Genomic DNA, 19,543 nt, shown 5'->3' on the forward strand with positions numbered 1-19,543 from the left:
TGTAGAGCTACGCCGCCTGTTGCATGAAGTCAGGCAGCCGATGAAGAAAGCCAACACGACGTTGGGCAAATCGCGTGGTCTGACATTGCGCTGGGGAATCCTGCTCGTCGCCATGCTCGGCTTTCCCTGCCGGGCCGAGGAACCGGCCCGCAAGACAGGCGTCCTGCAATCCGCCGATGGCTCTCCCGTGGCGGATGCGCCGTTTCACGTTTTCACATATTCCCGGAAGGCATCGGATTGTGTCGAACTCGCGTCCGGAAAAACCGGAAAGAACGGCGAGTTCTCCTACCCGGTTGAACAGAGCGATGTCGAAAAATTCTCCCCGCCTTTTTTCTTCGCTGAGATTCCGGGGAACGGACATTTTGCGGCAAATCTTCAGATCAACAAGGCGGAGCCTGTCGTGCTGAAAGCCTGGGGGCCGTGGGCGGATCTCGTCGTGACCTTCACGACTCCCGATGGCAAGCCTGCCAGCGGGCTGCACGGCCGCGTGACGCAGGTTTACGACACCACAGATGAATTCCTTTTGGACGTGCCGCGTCTCCCGACAGGCACCTGGGATGCCACGACGGATTCCAACGGCCAATTGATCCTGCACGGCCTGCCGGTCCACTACCGGTTTTATCTGGAAATGGATGACGCGCGCTACGCGCAGTTGATGGGCCACAATTCCACCCCCCAATGGCTCGCTGCGGGCAGGCCGCAGTCCGTAAAATTGATCCCGGCCGGCAGCATTTCAGGCCAGGTCACGTTCCCTGATGGGACACCCGTCAGGGACGTGCCCGTGGAGGTCCTAGAGCAGTATCATTATGAAGACGCTGGCGGCGGCAGTGGCAAGACCCGCACGGATGCGGAGGGGCGCTTTACCATCGGAGGTCTACGCCCGGCAACTTACGACGTCATGGCAAGGCTTACTCCCAAGCAAGCCGAGGAGTGGGCGGCGGCGGTTCGTCCGGGCGTCAGACTGCGCCTTGCGGAGAACGCCGCGAATCAGGACATCCGGCTGACCAAGGGCGTGCTGGTCACCGGCAAAATCACGAACTCCGAGACGGGCAAGCTTATTGCCGACCAGGCGCTGACCATCGGGCTCGTCCCTGCAGACGAGACATCGCCCCTCGGCCAGCTTTGGGCCGAAACCTCCGAGGGGCGCTACCGCACACGGATACCTGCGGTCCCGCATCGCGTCTATTTCGCCAGTTCGGCCAAAGGCTTCGAGCGCGGTGAGGAAGAACCAACGCGCGTCAACGCCAGGGACGGCGAGGAAGTCACCGTGGATTTCGCGCTCAAGCCGAAAGGCAAGCCGTTCCAAGTCACGGGCCGCGTGATCGGAACTGACGGCAAACCCGCCGCGGGAGCCGCCGTGCACGTCTTCCTCACGAATGGCTACGAGTCATCATCCGACACGGTGGATTCGACCGGGAATTTCTCCATCGAGATTCCGAGGAATATCAAGGAGGCGATCCCGATCTTTGCGACGGACGGCCCGAGGCGATCACCGATCCAAAAGGTCGCTGTGGGCAAGCCGATCACCCTCCAACTGGGCGACAAGGATCTCACCTCGATCCGCGGCTGCGTCGTCGATGAACAGGGCAAGCCGATCCCCGGCGCCACCGTCCATTTCCAGCTCGCGGATGATGCCGTGGACTGGCAGCACGCGCTCTCCACCGATGCCACGGGCAGATTCGAGCTGGCGGATATCTGGAGCGATGTCGCATTCAACGTGTATGGCGAGGCCGAAGGCTTCGGGTATGCCCACAAAAAAGTGACCACGACCCGAGGCAAAAAACTCGACCTCGGGAATCTCGTGCTCAAGAAGGCCGATCGGGTATTGGAAGGCGTTGTCGTTGATCCAGACGGAAAGCCCGCTTCCGTCTTGTTAAGTGTATCAGGCGGCAGCGATCAACCGATGGTTTCGGCCAAGAGCGACTCGGAGGGCCATTTTCTGGTCTCGGGACTCCTCGAAGGAAAAATCTTTCTGCGTGCCCGGCAGAAATTCGGGGAACGCTATGTGGATGTCGCCCGCGCCAAGGCCGAAGCTGGCGACCGACAAATCAAGCTGACCATCAAGCGCGCGGACGCCACCTTGCACGGCCGGCTTGTAAACTCCGCAAAGCAACCCATCGCCGGCGCGATGGTCGTGACAAACGATCACGACCAGCCCGGCGACATCTCAGCCATCACCGCGAAGGATGGGACGTTCCGACTGCCCGGCGTCTTCCCGGGATGGTTGACCGTAAAAGTCATGCCCGACAGGCATTCCAAAACCGCCATCGCCCTCCGCGGCAAGGCTGGCAGCGAGGAAAGTCTCCTCGTGCTGCCCGCGCCTCCGATCGCTGCGACGGCAAATCCACCCACGCCACCCGCCAGGCTCGTCGGCGTCGGAGACCCGGCCCCGGCGGCCGAGGTTGCCGTGTGGCTCACCTCCGCGCCACTTCCGCCGCAGAATCAAGGCACGGTGCGCATCCTCGATTTCTGGAACATCTTCTGCGGCCCCTGCATTGCGAACCTGCCCAGGCAGCAGGAATTCTGGGAAGCGCACCGGCGCGAAGGGCTGGAAATGATTGCTCTCCACCCCGCCTGGAACGAACAGGAGATTCGCGAATTTCTCGCCGCACGGCCAAACGTTCGCTTCCCCATCGCGATTGAAAAAGAAGGATGCCCGACCTCTAATCGCTATCCCATCGAGGGCGTCCCCACCTATGTGGTGATCGACCCCGACGGGAAGATCGAGTTCATCGGTGCCGGAGATTGGGAAGGCGCGAAGGCGAAGGCGCTTTCCCTGCTCGCCGCCCTCGCGAAGCAAAAAGCGGAGTCTCCATAAATCAGGCTCTGCGCCAAAACACGAAGTCGAGCGGGCGGTAGGCCGCGCCGGGATTGACTCCTTTCCGGCGACGTGGGACAATCCCACCGTGATCGTCACCCTCGATTCGAAGCGCCGCCTCACGGTGCCAGCCGCCCTTGCGCAAACCGTTCCGGGCGAGCATTTTCAGGTGGATTTCGACGCGGAGGAGGATGCCATCGTCTATCGCCGGATCGCCACGGAACCGGATTGGCTCGACGTGGTGGCGGCGTGCCCCGAGCCCATGGACGATCTCCCGACCCGCCGCGAAGAATATTTCCAATCGAAGCTTTGAGCTGGTTGCTGGATACGGATGTTTTGAGCCAGCCCGCGCGCAAGCACGGCGATCCCGCCGTCGTCGCGTGGCTGCGGGAGAACAAGGACGATTGCTTCACCAGTTCCATCGTCATCGCCCAGCTCGCCTATTGGGTGCGCAGCAAGGATGGCGCTCAACGCACGGCGCTTCAAGCCTGGCTCACCACTTTGGTCGATGCCATGCGCGGCCGAATTCATGGTTTCAACGTCTCGGTCGCCCATGCCTGGGCGGACCAACAGATCACGCTCGAAACCGCCGGCCAACCCATGCCGCTCGAAGACAGCTACATTGCGGCCACGGCCCGCCGCTACAATCTCACCGTCGTCACCGGGAACGATCGGCATTTCCGCCGCCCGGGAATCAAAGTTTTCAATCCTTTCAAGGAACTCCCGCGTCCGTGAAGATCCGGGCCGGTTTCCGCCTTTCCTTCTAATGCCAAAAGCCGCCAACACCACTCTCAGCGAGGCTCTCGGCGTCCTCCTGCTCGGCGCGGGCATTCTCCTGCTCCTCGCTCTCGTCTCCTACGATCCGGCCGACGTGCCGTCCTGGGTCTTTTTCAGCCACATCGTCCCGCCAAACCCGAAAATCACGAATTTCATCGGTCTCGTGGGCGTGCTGGTGGCCGGCCTTCTCTATTTCCTCATCGGTGCGGCCGCGTATCTCCTCGCCGTCGTGCTGCTGGGCTTCGGCGCCGGAAAACTGTTCTTCCCGAAGGTGCGCTTCGCCAGCCGCGCGCCGTGGGTCATTCTGTTCCTGCTCTGCGGCGCGAGCCTGCTGCACATCCAGCCGTGGTTCCTCCAGAGCTGGAAAGCGATCTTCCACGTGGAGGGCCCCGGCGGCTGGTTCGGGAAATGGATCGGCGAGAAGGCTTTCGAGACCACGATGGGCACCGTCGGCTCGGCCATCGTGCTGCTAGCCATCTACATCGCCAGCCTCATTCTCGTCACCGGCTTCCATCCGATCCGCTTCGTTCAGCTCTGCGCGAAGCACATCACGACGACCATTGCCGAGCGCCGCGAACGCCGCCGCGCCAAGCTCGATGCGGACGCGCTTTTTGCCGAGAACCAGCGGGAAATCGAAAAGGGCGCCCGCCAGCTCGAGAAAAAAATGCGCCGTCGTCCCGCGCCCGCGGCGGAGCCGGAACCTCCCGCACCCGTCGAGGAACCCGCTCCCTCGTTTCCGCCGCCGAAGATCATCGACGCCTCCGTCCCGCCCCCGGCGCGCAAGCCGACCCTCGAGGAACTCAAGGCCAGCAAGGCGAGGAAAAGCGACGCGCTTCCTCCCGGCCTGAAGGGCGTGCACGTCGAAAACTACTCCCTGCCGTCGCTCGACCTCATCGACCAGCCCGACGCCGCGGATCACGTCGCCACCGACCCCGCCGAGCTCCAGGCGACGCAAAACATCATTCTCGACACGCTCGCGCAGTTCGCGATCTCGGCGAGCCCCGGTGACATCACGAAGGGCCCGACCATTACCCGCTACGAGCTCTATCCCGCAAAGGGAGTGCGCGTGGATCGCATCGTCGCCCTCGAGCGCGACATCGCCCGCGCCACCCGCGCCGAGCGGATCAACATTCTCGCGCCGATTCCCGGCAAGGATACCGTCGGCATCGAGATCGCCAACGCGAACAAGGTGAAGGTCACGCTGCGCGAGCTGTTCGAAAGCGACGCATGGGTGAACTCCAAGGCCCGCCTGCCCCTCGCGCTGGGCAAGGATGTCTATGGCAACACGATCATCGCGGACCTCGCGGGTATGCCGCATTGCCTCGTCGCCGGCACCACCGGCTCGGGCAAGAGCGTGTGCATCAACGCCATCATCGCCAGCCTCCTCTTCCGGTTCACGCCCGAGGAGCTGCGCTTCATCATGATCGATCCCAAGGTCGTCGAGATGCAGATGTATAACACGCTGCCGCATCTCGTGACGCCCGTCGTGACCGACCCGAAAAAGGTGCTCCTCGCGCTGCGCTGGGTCGTCGACGAGATGGAGCTGCGCTACCGCATCATCGCGAAGGTCGGCGTGCGCAACATCGCCGCCTTCAACGCCCGGCCGAAACCGAAATCCCAGGCCGAGCTCGACGCCGAAGCGGCCGAGAAGGCCGCGGCCAACCCCGCCGCCGAGGACGACGGCCCATTGGAGTTCATTGCCGAGCCGCCGCCCGTGGACGAGCATCCCGACGCGCCGGACATGGATCCCGACGAGGCTGTGAACGAGCCCCCGAAGATCAGCGTCCCCCGCGATGCGGACGAGCTCATCATTCCCGAGCACATGCCCTACATCGTCGTCATCATCGACGAGCTCGCGGACCTCATGCAGACCGCGCCGGCCGACATGGAAAGCGCCATCGCCCGCATCGCGCAGAAGGCCCGCGCCGCCGGCATTCACCTCATCGTCGCCACGCAGACACCCCGCGCCGACGTCGTCACCGGCATCATCAAGGCAAACATCCCGAGCCGCATTGCCTTCCAGGTCGCGAGCAAGATCGACTCCCGCGTCATCCTCGACGAAAACGGCGCCGAAAAGCTCCTCGGCCAGGGCGACATGCTCTACCTCCCGCCCGGCACCTCGAAGCTCGTCCGCTCGCAGGGCGTGCTCGTCACCGACGACGAGATCCGCCGCGTCGTCGAGTTCGTCTCGGCCAACGGTCCCCCACAGTTCGAGCCCACGATTCACAGCAAACTCTCCCGCCCGTCGCAGGATGAGGAGGAAATCAGTGAGGAAGACGAGGAACTGGTTGAAAAGTGCCTCGAAATCATTAAGCAGGAGGGCAAGGCATCGACCTCGATGCTCCAGCGCCGACTCCGCCTCGGATACACGCGCGCGGCCCGGGTGGTGGACATTCTGGAAGTGCGTGGCGTGCTGGGCCCGAAGGACGGCGCCAAAGACCGCGAAATCCTCATCGACCTCAATTCCATTTCATGAAACCCGCGCAGCAACAGCTGATGCTCTCGATCGGCGCCCTTCTGGCAGCCGAGCGCGAAAAGCGTGGCATCCCCGTGGAGAAGGCCGCCAAGGAGACGCGCATGCGCCCGCAGCGCATCCGCGACATGGAGGCCGACGACCTCTCGCATTTCACGAATCCCAGCTACGCCCGGATGTTCATCATCGCCTACGCGAAGTATCTGGACATCCCGATGCAGACGATCCACGAGCATCTGCCCGACCGCGGCGAGCCTGGCACGGAAGGCTACCAATACATCAACTCCACGCCCGACGAGCTGCCCTCCCTGCGTCGCGACCTCGTCTCCCGCCCGCTACGCCGCACGTGGCTGCCCACCATTCTCGTCGTCTCGATTCTCAGCCTCGTCGTCGCCGCGGTCATCGCCGTAGCGATCATCGTGATCAATCTTCCGCGACTCACGGCCTCGGCGGACCCCAAGGAGGCCGCCGCGCCGGAAGGAGCCCCCTCGTCGCCCGCCACCGAGGTGGTCACCAAGACCATCGTCATCACCGAGCCGAACATCACCAACCTGCCCCCGGCCGAGCCCAAACCCATCGACCCGATCGATCCCACCCGGGTCAACCCCGCGCTCGCTCCCGCCGCGGCCAGCACGCCGCCCGTCTTCACCGAGACCGCGCAGATCGCCGCGCCGCCGAAGCCGACCCCCATCGTCGTCATCAGCGATCACCCGCCCGCCACGGCCACCGACCTGCAGACCTCCGTCCCCACCGCCAGCCCGGCGACGGAGGAAGACCGCGCCTTCCTTCTCAACTCCGAGTCCGCCCCGCCCGCCGCCAGCGCGAGCCCGGCGCCGACCGCTTCGCCGGCCACCTCGCCGGCCGACGCTCCCGTCGACTAAATTCCCGGCGGCCCCGCGCCGCCGCCAGCCCGTCTCGTTTCCATGTCCGCCGTCCTCGATAAAGCCGCTCCCCGCAAGGTGGGGATGATCAGCCTCGGCTGCGCCAAGAATCTCGTCGATGCCGAGGTGATGCTCGGCGACGCCGCCACCCGCGGCTACGAAGTCACCGCAAACGCCGACGACGCCGACGTGATCGTCGTGAACACCTGCGGCTTCATCGACTCCGCCAAGCAGGAATCCATCGACGCCATCCTCGACGCCGGCGCGAAGCTCCGCGAGGGCCAGAAACTCGTCGTGAGCGGCTGCCTCTCCCAGCGCTACTCCGGCGAACTCCGCAACGAGCTCCCCGAGGTCCACGCCTTCATCGGCCTCGACCAGGTCGCGCAATCCGGCGCCATCTTCGACTCCCTGTTCGACGACGACCACGCCGAGAGCGCGGTGAATCTCGTCACCCGCGGCTCCCGCTACATTCCCGACTACACCACGCCGAAGTTCCAGCTCACCCCGGCGCACACCGCCTACGTCAAGATCGCCGAGGGCTGCAACCACCCCTGCAGCTTCTGCGTCATCCCCCAGATGCGCGGCAAACACCGCAGCCGCACCATCGACTCCGTCGTCCGCGAGACCCGCGAGCGCCTCGCCGCCGGCGTGCGCGAGATCAACCTCATCTCGCAGGACACCACCTACTACGGCATGGACCTCTGGGAGCAAAAGGCCTCCCCCACCCAGCCGATCGACAGCTCCCGCGGCCCCACGCTCGTCACCCTGCTCGACGAGCTCGGCCAGCTCGGCAAACCCAGCGACGAATTCTGGATCCGCCTGCTTTACACGCACCCCGCCCACTGGAGCGACGAGCTCATCGCCGCCATCGCGCGGAATCCCCGCGTCGTCCCCTACATCGACATGCCCCTCCAGCACATCCACGAGGGCATGCTCGGCACGATGAAGCGCCAGACCACCCGCCAGCACATCGAGGACCTCATCCTCCGCCTGCGCGCCGGCATTCCGAATCTCGCCATCCGCACCACCTTCATCGTCGGCTTCCCCGGCGAGACCGACGAGCAATTCGAGAGCCTGCTCGAGTTCATCGAGCGCGTCCGCTTCGAGCGCCTCGGCGTCTTCGCCTACTCCCGCGAGGAAGGCTCCCGCGCCGCCAAGATGGAGGGCCAGATCCCCACCGCCGTCAAAAACCGCCGCCACCGCCGCGCCATGAAGCTCCAGCAAAAGATCGCCGGAGAGCTCGCCGCCGCCCAGGTCGGCAGCACCCTCCGCGTGCTCGTCGAGCAGCCTCGCGTCGGCCGCACCATGCACGACGCCCCCGAGGTCGACTGCAAGGTCATCCTCACGAAAGACGCCCCCGTCGGGCAGTTCGTGGACGCCAAAGTCACCGGCACCCAGGTCTACGATCTCGTCGCCGAGCCGCTCCGCTAGGCAACCGCCGCGTTTTATCTGCTGAAGAAGCGCCTTTGCCGGCCTACGACGCCGTTTTGTCGGCTGACAAAGCCCCTTTGTCACCCAACAAAGTCGCTTTGTTGACCGACGAAGCTGTTTTGCTGACTGACGAAGCCACTTCGTCGACTGAAGAAGCCGTTTTGTTGACTGAAGAAACGGCTTTGTCGGGTGACAAAACCGTTTTGTGACCCTTTTCCGCGCCACGTTTCTCTGTAAACGGCGCTCCGGGGGTCGCTTTGCGGCCTTACGAAAGCGAGCGACCGTCTCAGGCGGAATACACCGCGCCGTCGTCGAAGGATTTCTCCTCGCGGATCGGCAACTCCTTCGCCTCGCGATCGAGTTCCTGGAAAAAGCAGCTCCGGTAGCCCGTGTGGCACGCGCCGCCGGCCTGTTCCACCTCGAAAAGCAGCACATCGCGGTCGCAATCCTGGAACCACCGCACCACACGCTGCGTGTGCCCGCTCGTCTCGCCCTTCAGCCAGAGCTTGCCGCGGGACCGGCTCCAATAGTGCATCATCCCCGTCTCCAGCGTCTTCTCGAGCGACTCGCGGTTGAGCCACGCGAACATCAGGATCCTGCCGGTCGGCGCCTCCGCACCGGGCACCGCCTCCTGCACGATGGCGGGGATGAGGCCGTCCGCCGTAAACTTGAAATCAAATTCCATGCGCCACCATCCCGCCCGGAGCCGACCGAAGTCAATCCACGGATTGCGCCGTTTTCCGCGGAACTAAACTGTGAAAATCTCCGAAGTTGTGGAAAATTGCCGGTCCATGAGCGCCGAAGTCCCCGCCACCGATACCCCGCCGCCCGTCCGGTATCGCCATTTCACCGTCCCGCCCGCGACCGTGCGCCTCACCGTCGACGACCTCACCACCCTGCTCCCCGACGGCGTCTGGATCGGCACCGAGGCCGACAAAAAGCGCGAGGTCACGCTCCCGACCACCGAGATTCTCGAGAAGAATTTTCCCCGCATTCGCCTCTCGCGCCTGGCCGACCTCCTGCCCGGCTGCCTGCGCGTCGAGGGCGCGCCGGACTGGATCGCCCTGCCCGCCGACCGCGTCGTGCTCGCCTACCATCCCGAATCGCGACGGGAAAAGATCCTGGAGCCGGGCGAAGAACCCGCTCCGGAACCTGCCCCCGAGCCCGCTGCCGAGGAGAAGCGCCGGCCGGGCTGGAAGAAGATCCCGAAGCCCGAACTCGCCCCGGTCCCGCCACCAAAGCCCATTCCGCTGAGCGAGCGCAAGTTCCCCGCGGAGGAGGAGAAGCGCCTGCAGCACATCTTCCTCACCGAGGACGCCCTGCCCGTCGCCCGTCTCGTCGATCTCGCCGGCAGCCTGCCCTCGATCCAGGGCTGCGCGCTCACGCACGGCGCGGAGCACGTGCGCTCCGAGAATTTCCCGGCCGGCATCGACGTGCCGGCGCTGGCCGACACGGCGCTCGATCTCCTGCCGAAGGCCGGCCACGCCCACGGCCTGCGCTTCCTGCCCACGCTCACGCTCTATGCGGAGTCGGGCCCGATCTCGCTGCTCCATCGCGGCGATTACCGCATGGTCGTCGTGCATCGCGAGCGCGGCTTTCTGCCCGGCGTGCGCGAGAAGATCGACGCGGCGTTGGAAATGCTCGCCGCCCTGCCGAAGGCCTGATCAGCGGAGCCGATACCGCCCGTCGCCGACGCTCAGCACGGTGATGCGCACGGGCGCGGTGCCACGTTCGTAAAAGCGAAGCTTCTTCGCGACCGGGGCGGTGACGTCGAGGATGCGGCCTTCGACGTAAGGCCCGCGATCGTTCAGGCGAATGACCGCGCTGCGGCCGTTGCGGAGATTCGTCACGCGCACGCGGCACGGCAGCGGCAGCGTCTTGTGGGCGCCGCCGGTCGTCCAGCCATACATGCTCTCGCCGAGCGCGGTCTTTCCGGGGAAGAGGAACCAGCCCTCGCTGTAATGCGAGGCAATGCCCTCCTCGGTGTAGCCGACCGCGTCGCGCGGAGCGATCGGCACGTAATATTGCCCTCGCACCGTGTAGGGCCGCCACTTGTAGCCGCGGTAGTCGCCGCCGCCGCAACCGGCCAGCAGCAGGGTCAGCCCGAGGAGCGAGGCGATGCCGAGCCGGGTCTTCATGGGGATTTCTATTCGGGGAAGCTGGCGATGAGCTCCTCGGCGCTCACGGTCGCGGTGCCGAGCTTGCCGACGACGATGCCCGAGGCGTGGTTCGCGACTTCGGCCGCTTCCCGCGCCGACGCTCCTGCCGCAAGGGCAAGCGTGTAGAGCGAGATCGCCGTGTCGCCGGCGCCCGAGACGTCGAAGACCTCCTGCGCGCGCGTCGGCGTGTGGTAGGGCGGCTGCCCTTCATCGAAAAGAATCATGCCGTGCTCGCTGAGCGTGATGAGGAGCTGCTTCACGTGCCAGCGCTCGAGCAAACGCCGGCCCACCTCGAGCAGCGGGGCGTCCTCGAGCGGATTGTCGGCGGGTTCGCCATTGGGCACACCGGCGGCGGCAAAGGCCTCGGAGCGGTTCGGCTTGATCGCCGTCGTGCCGGACCAGTCCAGCGGGTTCGACGGATTCGGGTCCACCGTCACCACGATGTCCCGCGGCGCCACCATCGCGCAGACGGCGTCCTTGAGCGCCTGGCCGATCAGGCCCTTGCCGTAGTCCTCGAAAATGATCGCGTCCGTCTCGGGCAGCACCCGCTCGACCTGCGCGAGGATCGCCGCGAAGGATTCGGGCGAAAGCGGGGCGCGTTTCTCGCGATCCACCCGCACGACCTGCTGCTGGCGGGCGATGATCCGCGTCTTCACGATCGTCGGAAAATCCGGAACCTCGACGAGGCAATCCGTCTGGATCCCCTGCTCCTCGAGCAGCCCGCGGAGCTGGCCGCCGAAAGCGTCGTGCCCGATCGCGCCGAGCACGCGCACGCCCTTCGTAAATTCCGCGAGGTTGCGGCCGACGTTGGCGGCGCCGCCGGGGTAGCTCGATTCCTTGGAAACTTCTACGACCGGAACGGGCGCCTCGGGCGATATTCGGGAGACCTTTCCCCATACGAATTCATCGAGCATGACGTCCCCAATCACCAGGATCCGCTTGGCGGATGCGGCGCTAAGGATATTGTGTATTCTGTTGCGATTCATTAAGGATACCGGAGGCGATCGAATGGTTCGAGACCGCCGGACACTAAATAGAACTCGTCCATCATGAGAATCTCCATTTTCGGGATCGCGGCCCCCACGGTTGCCGTCGCGATTCAAATCGCCGCCCTGGCGACCAGCCGGGCCGAATCCGCCCCCGAGCAAATCGACCTTTCGAAATTTCCGGCCGCCGCCGTGCAGGACGTCGTCGTCCCCGTGCCGAGCGAAGTCTTCAACGTCCTCGACAAACTCGGCTCCCCGAACTGGAAGGGCGAGCTCCGCGATTCCCTCGGCAAGCAATCCGGCAACCGGGCCCAGGTCGCCCTGCTCCTCGGCACGGTCATCGCCGAGGGCTTCATCGCCGTCGAGGCCGAGGACAGCGAAAAGGTGAAGCAGATCGGCCGCGACGTTCTCGATCTCTCCCGCGCCGTCGGCGTGGAAAAGGCCGTCGTCTCCCGCAGCAAGGCCATCGTCGACAAAGCCGACGCCCGCGACTGGGCCGGCGCCCGCCAGGAACTCGACGGCGCCCTTCAGGACGTTCGCGGGGCGATGCAGGAACTCAACGACGAGGACCTCGCCCAGCTCGTCAGCCTGGGCGGATGGGTCCGCGGCACCGAGGTGCTCACCTCGATCGTGCAGAAGGATTACAAGCCCTCCCGCGCCGAGCTCCTCCACCAGCCCGAGCTGCTCAACTACTTCGATCGCCGGCTCGACGACATGAGCCCTCGCCTCCGCAAGAGCGAGCTCGTCAGCCAGCTCAAGACCATGCTCAAGGAAATCCGTCCGCTCATCCTCGAGGGCGAAGGCCGCAAAATCAGCCCTGAAAGTGTTGAGCGCATTCATTCCGTGACCAGCCAGATGGTTGTCACGATCACCTCGTCCGACGCCTGAACATCCTTGTGAAAAACCGCCTCCTTCTAGCGGCCCTGGCCCTTCTGGTCCTCCCCGCGAGCCTGCACGCCACCGTCGACGACGCCCTGTCGTTCGCCTACGAGGCCGCGACTCCCTACGTCAAGGAAGGCTACACCTTCCGCGAGGACGCATGGGGTGGCGACCTCGGCCTCGGCGACCAGAAAGCCGTCACGGCCCAGCTTTTCAAAGGCAACGAGTATTGGTTCTGCCTCGGCACGGACACCGACGGCGCGACCGTCACCGTGAATGTCTACGATTCCAACGGCAAGATTGCCGGCACCAAGGCCTGGCAAAAAGGTCGCTTCGCCGGCGTGATGGTGACCCCGAGACAGACGGGCACCTTCTACGCCATCGTCGAAGTCAAGAAATCGCCGCAGGAACGCACGACCTGGGCGCTCGTTTACGGCTACCGTTGACCTATGCCCATTTCCTCGGCTGACGCCGCCACGATCGAGTTCGAAAACGCCCGCGCTCTCCAGTCGCTCTACGCGAACGACGAAAAGCTCCTCAAGGAACTCGAAAGCGAGCTCGGGATTCGCATCGTCGCCCGCGACAACGTCCTCCGCATCGACGGCGATGCCGCCAAGGTGGACATCGTGCGCCGGCTCTTCGCCGAACTCGAGGAAGCCCGCCAGCGCGGTCTCACCATCCGCGGCCACGAATTCCGCTACGCCCTGCGCACGGTGCTCGGCGCCGACAAGGACGCCGCCCCGAAAAAAAATCTCAGCCGCCTGCTCGACCAGAAAATCCTCTGCTCGTCGCGGAAGCCGCCGATCGTCCCCAAGACCGAGGGACAGTGCGAATACGTCACCACGATTCGTTCCCACGACATCACCTTCGGCATCGGCCCCGCCGGCACCGGCAAGACCTACCTCGCCATGGCGCTCGCCGTCTCGGCGCTCAAGCAGGAAAAGGTCAGCCGCATCATTCTCACCCGCCCGGCGGTCGAGGCTGGCGAGGCCCTCGGCTTCCTCCCCGGCGATCTTCAGGAGAAGCTCCTCCCCTACCTGCGCCCGCTCTACGACGCCCTCCACGACATGCTCGAAGTCGAGGAACTCCAGCGCCTGATGGATCGCGGCGTCATCGAAATCGCCCCGCTCGCCTACATGCGCGGCCGCACGCTCAGCAACGCGTTCATCATTCTTGACGAAGCCCAGAACACGACGACCGAGCAGATGTTCATGTTCCTCACCCGCCTCGGCGCCGACTCCCAGTGCGTCGTCACCGGCGATCGCACCCAGATCGATCTTCCGCGCAACAAACGCAGCGGCCTCATCGAGGCCGTCGAGGCCCTTCGCCATGTGGATGGCATCGGCTTCCACGTTTTTCAGGAGTCCGACGTCGTGCGCCACCCCCTCGTCCAGCGCATTCTCCGCGCCTACCGGAAGCATCGCGGCTTGCAGGATTCGCTTCTGTAAGCTATCAGCCGCCAAATCCCAACGCGCATGTGGAAGATTTTCCAACGCCGCCGGTTGATCAGTCAGGGCCTTAGCAGCCGGAAAACCCGGCGCAAACAGGTCGAGAACCCGATCTTCGAGGCGCTCGAGTGCCAATGGCCCGCGAAGATCGCCATCATGGTGCTCTTCAATATCGGCCTCGGAATTCTCATCTTCTCCGGCGAGCAAACCGAGCCCGTCAAACACTTCATCATCTGCCTGCTCGTCTTCGGCACGGCAATGACGTCGCTGTGGATCAACTACCCGAAGAGCTTCGCCAGCAACACCCGGCTGCTGCTGATTCTCTCCGTCTGCTTCCTCCAGCTCGTCGGCGTGCGCCTCATCCTTGCGAATGCGGTGAATCCCGACTTCGCCCCGCTTCTCTTCCCCTACGCCTTTGCGCCACTGATGCTCTCGGTGCTCATCGGACGGCACCACGGCCTCTACGCCGCCCTGTTTTGCAGCCTCTGGGGCATGTTCCTGCTCCCGACGATCAAGCCCGTCTTCATCGTTCTCTCGCTCATCACCGGCTTCATCGCCGTCTTTGTCACCCTGCAGGTTCGTCGTCGCAGCCGTCTCATCCGCGCCGGCCTCTACGTCGGCATCGCGACCTGGGTGATCGCCGCCACCTTCGGCCTCATCAGCCCCATTCAGCTCGAAGGCACCGACTGGCGCATGATCGGCTGGCAAAGCCTGTTCGCGGTCGGCATGGGCCTCGCCACCGCCATCGTCGTCAGCGGCATCCTTCCCGCTTTCGAGACCACCTTCAACATCACGACCGACATCTCCTGGCTGGAAATGGCGGACATGAATCACCCGCTGCTCCGCCGCCTTTCGATGGAGGCGCCCGGCACCTACCACCACAGCCTCGCCGTCGCGAATCTCGCCGAAGCAGCCGCCGAGGCCGTGGATGCCAACCCCACCATCTGCCGCGTCTGCGCGTATTTCCACGACATCGGGAAACTCGTGAAGCCCGAGTATTTCTCCGAAAACATGCCGCCGGGCCACAACCCGCACGACGAGCTCACGCCGACGATGAGCGCGCTCATCATCATCGCGCACGTCAAGGAAGGCGTGGACCTCGCCCTCAAGAACAAGCTCAATCCCCTGCTCGTCGACGTCATCAACCAGCACCACGGCACCTCGCTCGTCGGCTACTTTTACCAGCGCGCCCTCCAGCAGCAGCAGGACGCCCGCCTCGGCGGCAAGATCATGAACCTCCGCGACGACGACATTCCCGAAGTCCACGAGGAAAGCTTCCGCTACCCCGGCCCGAAGCCGCAGACCAAGGAAAGCGCCATCGTCAGCCTCGCCGACACGATCGAAAGCGCCTCCCGCTCGATCGAACGCCCCACCGCCCAGCGCATCGAGGATCTCGTCAACGACCTCATCGACACCCGCATCGCCGATCACCAGCTCGACGAATCTCCGCTCACCTTGGACGAGATTCGCCGCATCGCCGAGAGCTTCCGCTCGACGCTCTCGAGCATGATGCATTCCCGCGTGGCCTACCCGGCCGCCGCCCGCCGCGATCCCAAGAAAGAAACCCGATCCCTCAAGGATGCCCCGGCGAAACGCTCCGAGCAAAGCGCCGCCTGACCCGGCGGAAAACCTTCCCGCGGTCGCCATCGCGAACCGCCAGCGCAAGCTCCCCCTCGACCTCCGCCGGATTCGCGGCCTCGTCGCCCGCGCCCTGCCGCTGTGCCTCGCGGAGGCGGGCCCGCTTCCCCAGCGCCTCGCCGAGCTGCCCGAGATCGCCATCAGCATTGTCGGTCCCGACGCGATGAGCCGCGTGCATGTCGATTTTCTCGCCATCGAGGGCCCCACAGACGTCATCACCTTCCCCTACGGCGAGATCCTCGTTTGCGCCGCCATCGCCGCCGAAAACTGCCCTCGTTACGGCAACTCCCTTGACGACGAGGTCGCCCTCTACATCATTCACGGATTGCTCCATCTCAACGGATTCGACGATTTGGAGGCCGGCGCGGCACGGCACATGCGAGCCCGACAGGCAAAGATTTTGAACGCCGCTCGCAAGACCGTCTAGATTCCCAAGAACTGCATGAATTCCATTTCCGAAGTCGAAAACCCCGGTGAAATCCGCCACGGCCTCGGCCCCATCTGGGCCGCCACCCGGGTCGCCAATCCCGACTTCGCGCTCTGCAGTCCCGTCACCTTCCGCTGCGGCGCGGTTTTCACGATTTCGTCGTCCGCGTGGCACGAGGCGGTCTTCGCCCCGGTCCTTCTTCCCGCCCTGCGCGCCTCCCTTGCTCACGCTCGCCGCGGGGAGGCTCGCGAGATCATTGCCCTCGACCAACGCCTGTCCACCCAGCTTCCGGAAAATACCCTCACCGCCAGCACGCGGGCCGGCCACCGGCTCGCCGCTCTCGGCAGCACGCTTCGCGGCGACCGCCTCCTTCCCCGCCTCGCCGCAAATGTCGCCGACGGCGCCGCCCCCGGCCATCTCGCGACCGTCTTTGCCGCCCGCTGCGGCGCATTCTCGCTGCCCGACCGTGTCGCGATCGGCGCCTACCTTTTTCAGGAAATGGGCGCCGGCGCTCCTCACGTCTCGGTCGCCGACGTCTGCGACTTCGTCGCCCGCTGCCTCGAACCCCTCGGCGCCTCCCTCGAACTGCGCGCCGCCTGAATTCCCGCCCATGGCCACGGAGACCACCGCGAATCCCTCGACCGAATCCGAGACCGCGCTCACGCAACCCTGGAACGTGATCGTGCACAACGATCCCGTGAACCTCATGAGCTACGTCGCCATGGTCTTCCGGCGCGTCTTCGGCTTCCCCGCCGAGCGTGCCCAGAAACACATGCTCGAAGTTCACGAGCGCGGTCGCTCCGTGCTCTGGACCGGCGAGCGCGAGAAGGCGGAATTTTACGTCCAGCAGCTCCACGGCTACCTCCTGCTCGCCACCCTCGAACGCGCCGGAAACTGACGCCCCACCGGGGTTTGTCCCGGCCGGCCGCTTTCTCCCGGGTTGCCCTCGGGTGAAGTTTCCTGTTTTTCTGATTTCGTAATTCCATGGAGTTCTACCTTTCCGGGAAGTCGCGATACGGCTTTCGCCACATTCATCCGCTGCTCGCCGAGCTCGTCCGCACCCTGCCCGACATCATCGCCGCCGACGCCCTTTCGGATGCCGCCGCCCACCGCTTTTATCCGGAACCCGCGCAGGGCGAGGATCTCGACGATCTCCGCTCGGACTGGAAAGCCTTCGTCGAACCCGGTCTGCAGGAGCACTTCCGGTCCTCCCGCGATATCGTCGCCGCCGATCTCAAAAGCCTCACCGCGAAGAAGGACAATTTCGAACTCACCATCCCGGCCAAGCACGCCGACGCCTGGCTGAATGTCCTGAACCAGGCCCGCCTCGCCCTCGCCGCGGAGATCGGCTTCGACGAAAAGCTGCTCGGCTCCCCGGAAGCTCCCGACCTCGCCAGCGAGCGCGGCCTCGTCGCCTTTCGCATCAATCTCTACGCCTTCATGCAGCAATGCCTGATCGAGCAGATGGATTGAGGACCGCCTCTCTGCTCGAACCGGCGTCATGGAAAAAGCCCACGCCATCCTGATCCGGCGCATCCGGTTTTCCGAAACCAGCCTCATCTGCGTCTGGCTCACCCGCACCCACGCGAAGCTCAAGACCTCCGCCCGGGGCGCCCTGCGGCCCGGCGGCGCCTTCGCCGGCAAGCTCGATCTCTTCTACGAGGCCGATATCGGCTTTGCCCGCAGCCGCAGCGGCGACGTCCACTCCCTTCGCGAAGTCGCCCTCCTCCAGCCCTTCGACGGCAAAGGCCCTCATTACGCGAACCTCACCGTCGCCGCCTACTTCGCGGAGCTCATCGACCGCGTCACCGAGCCCGCCGGCCAGGCCGAGGAAGTCTTCGACCTCCTGCGCCGCGCCGTTGGCTATCTGCGCCGGGAGCGAGCCACGCCCCGCGCCATCACCCATTTCGAAGCCGAACTCACTCGCGCCCTCGGCATCGAGGATGCCGCCGGTCGCCACGATCCCCAGCAGACGCTGGCCACCCAATGCGGCGGCCGACTTCCCGCCGGCCGCGAACGCGCCTTGAAGGCTTGCGCCGCGCCGGTAAAGTAGCGCCATGCGGGACCAGCCCTCCGCCGGAAACATGACGGGATCGCTCCTCGTGGCGCATCCGAATCTGCGCGACCCTCATTTTCGCCGCACCATCCTCTTTCTCTCACACCACAACGCCGAGGATGGCGCCATCGGCCTCGTCCTCAACCGGCCGCTCAAGAAAACGATGGGCGAATTCCCTCGCCACACCCACGACGACGCCGCCCTCGGCCGCGTGCCCGTCTTTTACGGCGGCCCCGTCGGCACCGAGGAGATCCTGCTCGCCAGCATGCAGTGGCACGACTCCCCGGCGAACGCGATCGCCTTCCGCGGTTTTGGCAACGCCAGCGAGGAGCCCATCATCCCGCCGGAATTCCACCCCGGCCTGCGCGCCTTTCTCGGCTACTCGGGATGGAGCCGCGGCCAGCTCGAAGCCGAGATCGCCGAAAAATCGTGGCTCGTCCTGCCGCCGTCGCGGCAACTCATCGAAATGCGCAACTCCGGCACCGCCTGGCGCGACCTCATGCACCAGCTCGGCCCGATCTACCACCTGCTCGCCGACATGCCCGACGACCCGAGCCTGAACTAGCCGTTCACCACTTCCGCACCCGCCAGAGCCACAGCACGGCAAAGCCGCACGCCGCCGCCAGCAGGTTGATTCCCAGGAACGGCAGATAGCCGTCCAGGCTTTCACCGGGAATGTGCACGTTCATCGAGAAGATGCTCACGATCAGGTTCGCGAGCATGATCGCGATCGTGATGATCGTGAACTTCTTGATGAGGTGGTTGAGATTGTTGCTGACGATCGACGCGCGCGAATCCATCAGCCCGCCGAGCACCTCCGAGTAAATCTGCGCCCGGCGGAAACATTGCTTGTTCTCGATCAGGATGTCTTCGAGCACGCCGATCTGGTCGCCGTCGAAACCGAGACGCGACGCGCTCAGCCGCAGCTTCTGGCACAGCGTGCTGTTCGAGCTGAGCGAGTTCAGGATGTAAACGAGGCTCTTCTCCAGCGCGAACATGTTGAGGAGGTATTTGTTCTCCATCGACTTCGCGAGGCGCTTCTCGAGCGAGTCGGAGAGCATGTTGATCGCCTTCAGGTGCCCTTCGAAATGAGAGATGGACTGGTAGAGCATGCGCAGGATGACGTCCTGCAGCGAATGCACCGGGAAGGCCGCGCGCCCCTCGAAAAGTGGGGCGTCGTCGGGCATGATGACGACCAGCAGGTCCGCGTAAAGGAACGCGCCGGTCGACGTGACCTTCAGCAAAAAATTGTCGTCGGCGCAGTAGCTTTTCGGTCGCTTGAAGATCACCGCCGCATGGTCGGGCTCGAATTCCAGACGGGAGAGTTCCTCCGGATCGAGCGCAGATTGCAGCGTGTGGCTGTCGATGTTGAACCGCTCGAGCAGCTCCGCCTCCTCGGCCGGGCCGGGATTATTGTAGGCAATGATCTGCGCGTCGCCTTCGTTGCAGGCAACGGGACGCCCGTCCGTCAGCCGGAAGTAACTCCGTCGCGGCGGCGCCTCCTCGCGCACGGCGGGAATGGAGCGGCTCGCCGGACGGTCGAGCATGGCATTGAGGGCATTCATGGGCG

At 64.8% G+C, this 19,543-nt stretch carries 21 protein-coding genes; 17 read left to right on the forward strand and 4 right to left on the reverse strand.

What is annotated here, in order from left to right; translation table 11 throughout:
- Positions 1 to 40: 40 nt before the first annotated feature.
- The 6 genes from VIM61_15425 (at position 41) to rimO (ending at position 8,380) form a co-directional block, all read left to right on the forward strand.
- Positions 41 to 2,818 carry a carboxypeptidase regulatory-like domain-containing protein gene (locus VIM61_15425; protein ID HEY8901802.1) on the forward strand — a complete coding sequence of 926 codons (2,778 nt, stop codon included), beginning with the start codon at positions 41 to 43 and terminating at the stop codon, positions 2,816 to 2,818.
- Between the two features lie 88 nt (positions 2,819 to 2,906).
- Positions 2,907 to 3,131 carry a hypothetical protein gene (locus tag VIM61_15430; protein HEY8901803.1) on the forward strand — a complete coding sequence of 75 codons (225 nt, stop codon included), beginning with the start codon at positions 2,907 to 2,909 and terminating at the stop codon, positions 3,129 to 3,131.
- A complete protein-coding gene (locus VIM61_15435) occupies positions 3,128 to 3,553 on the forward strand; it encodes a type II toxin-antitoxin system VapC family toxin (GenBank protein HEY8901804.1) in 426 nt (141 codons plus the stop codon). Before VIM61_15430 ends, VIM61_15435 begins: the two co-directional genes overlap by 4 nt.
- A gap of 31 nt (positions 3,554 to 3,584) precedes the next feature.
- Positions 3,585 to 6,071, forward strand: coding sequence for a DNA translocase FtsK (locus VIM61_15440; GenBank protein HEY8901805.1), 2,487 nt, complete (start codon positions 3,585 to 3,587; stop codon positions 6,069 to 6,071).
- Positions 6,068 to 6,949, forward strand: a complete 882-nt coding sequence (locus tag VIM61_15445; protein ID HEY8901806.1) for a helix-turn-helix domain-containing protein — start codon at positions 6,068 to 6,070, stop codon at positions 6,947 to 6,949. The genes VIM61_15440 and VIM61_15445 overlap by 4 nt, the downstream gene beginning before the upstream one ends.
- A gap of 42 nt (positions 6,950 to 6,991) precedes the next feature.
- The gene (gene rimO / locus VIM61_15450) at positions 6,992 to 8,380 is read left to right on the forward strand and encodes a 30S ribosomal protein S12 methylthiotransferase RimO (GenBank protein ID HEY8901807.1); all 1,389 of its coding nucleotides are present in this window, start codon (positions 6,992 to 6,994) and stop codon (positions 8,378 to 8,380) included.
- Between the two features lie 286 nt (positions 8,381 to 8,666).
- Here rimO and hisI read toward each other — a convergent pair whose 3' ends face one another.
- On the reverse strand, positions 8,667 to 9,065 hold the full coding sequence (gene hisI / locus VIM61_15455) for a phosphoribosyl-AMP cyclohydrolase (protein ID HEY8901808.1): 399 nt from the start codon (positions 9,063 to 9,065) through the stop codon (positions 8,667 to 8,669).
- A gap of 106 nt (positions 9,066 to 9,171) precedes the next feature.
- Here hisI and VIM61_15460 point away from each other — a divergent pair, with 106 nt between their 5' ends.
- Positions 9,172 to 10,044, forward strand: a complete 873-nt coding sequence (locus tag VIM61_15460) for a hypothetical protein (protein ID HEY8901809.1) — start codon at positions 9,172 to 9,174, stop codon at positions 10,042 to 10,044.
- On the opposite strand, the gene VIM61_15465 is transcribed toward VIM61_15460, so the two are convergent.
- Both VIM61_15465 and VIM61_15470 read right to left on the reverse strand, forming a co-directional pair.
- Positions 10,045 to 10,518 carry a septal ring lytic transglycosylase RlpA family protein gene (locus VIM61_15465; protein HEY8901810.1) on the reverse strand — a complete coding sequence of 158 codons (474 nt, stop codon included), beginning with the start codon at positions 10,516 to 10,518 and terminating at the stop codon, positions 10,045 to 10,047. It abuts the gene before it with no gap.
- A gap of 8 nt (positions 10,519 to 10,526) precedes the next feature.
- Positions 10,527 to 11,525, reverse strand: a complete 999-nt coding sequence (locus tag VIM61_15470) for a PfkB family carbohydrate kinase (protein HEY8901811.1) — start codon at positions 11,523 to 11,525, stop codon at positions 10,527 to 10,529.
- Positions 11,526 to 11,588: 63 nt separating this feature from the next.
- Here VIM61_15470 and VIM61_15475 point away from each other — a divergent pair, with 63 nt between their 5' ends.
- The 10 genes from VIM61_15475 to VIM61_15520 all read left to right on the forward strand — a co-directional run bounded on the left by VIM61_15475 (position 11,589) and on the right by VIM61_15520 (position 18,538).
- On the forward strand, positions 11,589 to 12,413 hold the full coding sequence (locus VIM61_15475) for a hypothetical protein (GenBank protein HEY8901812.1): 825 nt from the start codon (positions 11,589 to 11,591) through the stop codon (positions 12,411 to 12,413).
- 8 nt (positions 12,414 to 12,421) lie between these two features.
- Positions 12,422 to 12,850, forward strand: a complete 429-nt coding sequence (locus VIM61_15480) for a hypothetical protein (GenBank protein ID HEY8901813.1) — start codon at positions 12,422 to 12,424, stop codon at positions 12,848 to 12,850.
- A 3-nt stretch (positions 12,851 to 12,853) separates the two neighbouring features.
- On the forward strand, positions 12,854 to 13,852 hold the full coding sequence (locus VIM61_15485) for a PhoH family protein (protein ID HEY8901814.1): 999 nt from the start codon (positions 12,854 to 12,856) through the stop codon (positions 13,850 to 13,852).
- Positions 13,853 to 13,879: 27 nt separating this feature from the next.
- Positions 13,880 to 15,469, forward strand: a complete 1,590-nt coding sequence (locus VIM61_15490; GenBank protein HEY8901815.1) for an HDIG domain-containing metalloprotein — start codon at positions 13,880 to 13,882, stop codon at positions 15,467 to 15,469.
- Positions 15,432 to 15,917, forward strand: a complete 486-nt coding sequence (gene ybeY / locus VIM61_15495) for an rRNA maturation RNase YbeY (GenBank protein ID HEY8901816.1) — start codon at positions 15,432 to 15,434, stop codon at positions 15,915 to 15,917. The genes VIM61_15490 and ybeY overlap by 38 nt, the downstream gene beginning before the upstream one ends.
- A gap of 15 nt (positions 15,918 to 15,932) precedes the next feature.
- Complete coding sequence (locus VIM61_15500; protein ID HEY8901817.1) at positions 15,933 to 16,517, forward strand: urease accessory UreF family protein; 585 nt, start codon at positions 15,933 to 15,935, stop codon at positions 16,515 to 16,517.
- 10 nt (positions 16,518 to 16,527) lie between these two features.
- Entirely contained in the window at positions 16,528 to 16,815 is a 288-nt protein-coding gene (clpS, locus tag VIM61_15505) for an ATP-dependent Clp protease adapter ClpS (protein HEY8901818.1), read from the forward strand.
- A gap of 86 nt (positions 16,816 to 16,901) precedes the next feature.
- Positions 16,902 to 17,390 carry a DUF2017 family protein gene (locus VIM61_15510; GenBank protein HEY8901819.1) on the forward strand — a complete coding sequence of 163 codons (489 nt, stop codon included), beginning with the start codon at positions 16,902 to 16,904 and terminating at the stop codon, positions 17,388 to 17,390.
- A 28-nt stretch (positions 17,391 to 17,418) separates the two neighbouring features.
- Positions 17,419 to 17,970, forward strand: a complete 552-nt coding sequence (locus VIM61_15515; GenBank protein HEY8901820.1) for a recombination protein O N-terminal domain-containing protein — start codon at positions 17,419 to 17,421, stop codon at positions 17,968 to 17,970.
- A 31-nt stretch (positions 17,971 to 18,001) separates the two neighbouring features.
- Positions 18,002 to 18,538 (forward strand): YqgE/AlgH family protein, encoded by a 537-nt coding sequence (locus VIM61_15520; protein HEY8901821.1) that lies wholly within the window; start codon positions 18,002 to 18,004, stop codon positions 18,536 to 18,538.
- Positions 18,539 to 18,542: 4 nt separating this feature from the next.
- Here VIM61_15520 and VIM61_15525 read toward each other — a convergent pair whose 3' ends face one another.
- Entirely contained in the window at positions 18,543 to 19,538 is a 996-nt protein-coding gene (locus VIM61_15525) for a magnesium transporter CorA family protein (protein HEY8901822.1), read from the reverse strand.
- Positions 19,539 to 19,543: the final 5 nt, after the last annotated feature.

It is taken from the genome of Chthoniobacterales bacterium, from assembly GCA_036569045.1.
Taxonomy (GTDB): Bacteria; Verrucomicrobiota; Verrucomicrobiia; order Chthoniobacterales; family JAATET01; genus JAATET01.

Coding starts and splice junctions, on each gene's coding strand:
- VIM61_15525 (HEY8901822.1), bottom strand. CDS start 19,538: ATGAATGCCCTCAATGCCATGCTCGACCGTCCGGCGAGCCGCTCCATT.
- VIM61_15510 (HEY8901819.1), top strand. CDS start 16,902: ATGGAGTTCTACCTTTCCGGGAAGTCGCGATACGGCTTTCGCCACATT.
- VIM61_15445 (HEY8901806.1), top strand. CDS start 6,068: ATGAAACCCGCGCAGCAACAGCTGATGCTCTCGATCGGCGCCCTTCTG.
- hisI (HEY8901808.1), bottom strand. CDS start 9,065: ATGGAATTTGATTTCAAGTTTACGGCGGACGGCCTCATCCCCGCCATC.
- clpS (HEY8901818.1), top strand. CDS start 16,528: ATGGCCACGGAGACCACCGCGAATCCCTCGACCGAATCCGAGACCGCG.
- VIM61_15515 (HEY8901820.1), top strand. CDS start 17,419: ATGGAAAAAGCCCACGCCATCCTGATCCGGCGCATCCGGTTTTCCGAA.
- rimO (HEY8901807.1), top strand. CDS start 6,992: ATGTCCGCCGTCCTCGATAAAGCCGCTCCCCGCAAGGTGGGGATGATC.
- VIM61_15500 (HEY8901817.1), top strand. CDS start 15,933: ATGAATTCCATTTCCGAAGTCGAAAACCCCGGTGAAATCCGCCACGGC.
- VIM61_15490 (HEY8901815.1), top strand. CDS start 13,880: ATGTGGAAGATTTTCCAACGCCGCCGGTTGATCAGTCAGGGCCTTAGC.
- VIM61_15440 (HEY8901805.1), top strand. CDS start 3,585: ATGCCAAAAGCCGCCAACACCACTCTCAGCGAGGCTCTCGGCGTCCTC.
- VIM61_15460 (HEY8901809.1), top strand. CDS start 9,172: ATGAGCGCCGAAGTCCCCGCCACCGATACCCCGCCGCCCGTCCGGTAT.
- VIM61_15485 (HEY8901814.1), top strand. CDS start 12,854: ATGCCCATTTCCTCGGCTGACGCCGCCACGATCGAGTTCGAAAACGCC.
- VIM61_15465 (HEY8901810.1), bottom strand. CDS start 10,518: ATGAAGACCCGGCTCGGCATCGCCTCGCTCCTCGGGCTGACCCTGCTG.
- VIM61_15475 (HEY8901812.1), top strand. CDS start 11,589: ATGAGAATCTCCATTTTCGGGATCGCGGCCCCCACGGTTGCCGTCGCG.
- VIM61_15425 (HEY8901802.1), top strand. CDS start 41: ATGAAGAAAGCCAACACGACGTTGGGCAAATCGCGTGGTCTGACATTG.
- ybeY (HEY8901816.1), top strand. CDS start 15,432: ATGCCCCGGCGAAACGCTCCGAGCAAAGCGCCGCCTGACCCGGCGGAA.
- VIM61_15470 (HEY8901811.1), bottom strand. CDS start 11,525: ATGAATCGCAACAGAATACACAATATCCTTAGCGCCGCATCCGCCAAG.
- VIM61_15520 (HEY8901821.1), top strand. CDS start 18,002: ATGACGGGATCGCTCCTCGTGGCGCATCCGAATCTGCGCGACCCTCAT.